Annotated in this window: 1 protein-coding gene; it reads left to right on the forward strand. The window is 67.2% G+C overall.

The annotated features are described in order from the left end of the window. Nucleotides 1-1,214: 5-aminolevulinate synthase (gene hemA, locus AX721_RS13695; protein WP_068876552.1), on the forward strand; the 1,214-nt coding region annotated here is incomplete at its 5' end. Nucleotide 1,215 lies beyond the last annotated feature (1 nt).

The raw sequence follows: 1,215 nt of genomic DNA on the forward strand, positions 1-1,215 counted from the left end.
CCTTCCGTAGTGCTCTGGACCGTGTGCGGTCTGAGGGTCGCTATCGTGTGTTTGCGGATCTGAAGCGTCATCGCGGTGAGTTTCCGCGGGCGACGTGGACGAAGGCGGACGGGTCGGTCCAGGACGTGACGGTCTGGTGTTCGAACGACTACCTGGGCCAGGGCCAGAACCCGGTGGTGCTGGATGCGATGCATCGGGCGATCGAGGAGGCGGGAGCCGGGTCTGGCGGCACGCGCAACATCTCGGGCACGACGCACTATCACGTGGAGCTGGAGGCGGAGCTGGCCGACCTGCACGGCAAGGAAGCGGCGCTGCTGTTCACCTCGGGCTATGTCTCGAACGAGGCCTCGCTCTCGACCCTGTACAAGATCCTCCCCGGTCTGATCGTCTTCTCGGACGAATTGAACCACAACTCGATGATCTCCGGGATCCGGGCGGGCAAGCGCGAGCAGCGCCGGGTGTTCCGCCACAACGACCTTGAGCATCTGGAGGAGCTGCTGAGGGCGGCCGATCCGGATGCGCCGAAGGTGATCGCCTTCGAGAGCGTCTATTCCATGGACGGCGACATCGCCGACATGCGGGGCACGGTGGCGCTGGCCAAGCGGTACGGCGCCCTGACCTATCTCGACGAGGTCCACGCCGTGGGCATGTACGGTCCCCGGGGCGCGGGCGTGGCCGAGCGCGACGGGGTGATGGCTGAGATCGACATCGTCGAGGGCACCCTGGGCAAGGCGTTCGGGGTGATGGGCGGCTACATCGCGGCCGACAGCGTGATCGTGGATGCGATCAGGAGCTACGCCGACGGCTTCATCTTCACCACCTCGCTGCCGCCGGCCCTGGCGGCCGGGGCGGTGGCCTCGATCCGCTACCTGAAGGAACACCACGAGGTGCGCCTGGCCCACCAGGAGCGGGCGGCGGCGCTGAAGCTGCGGCTGAAGAAGGCGGGCCTGCCGGTGATGCCATCCGTCAGCCACATCGTGCCGGTGCTGGTGGGCGATCCCGTCCACTGCAAGATGATCTCGGACATCCTCCTGGAAGACCACGGGATCTACGTCCAGCCGATCAACTACCCCACCGTGCCCCGGGGCACCGAGCGCTTGCGCTTCACCCCCAGCCCCGGCCACACCGACGGCATGATGGACGAACTCACCGAGGCCCTCGACGCCCTCTGGTCCCGCTGCAACGTCAAACGCATCGGCGGCTACGCCGCCTGAG

The organism is Phenylobacterium sp. CCH9-H3, assembly GCF_001557235.1.
In the GTDB taxonomy this organism is placed as follows: domain Bacteria; phylum Pseudomonadota; class Alphaproteobacteria; order Caulobacterales; family Caulobacteraceae; genus Phenylobacterium.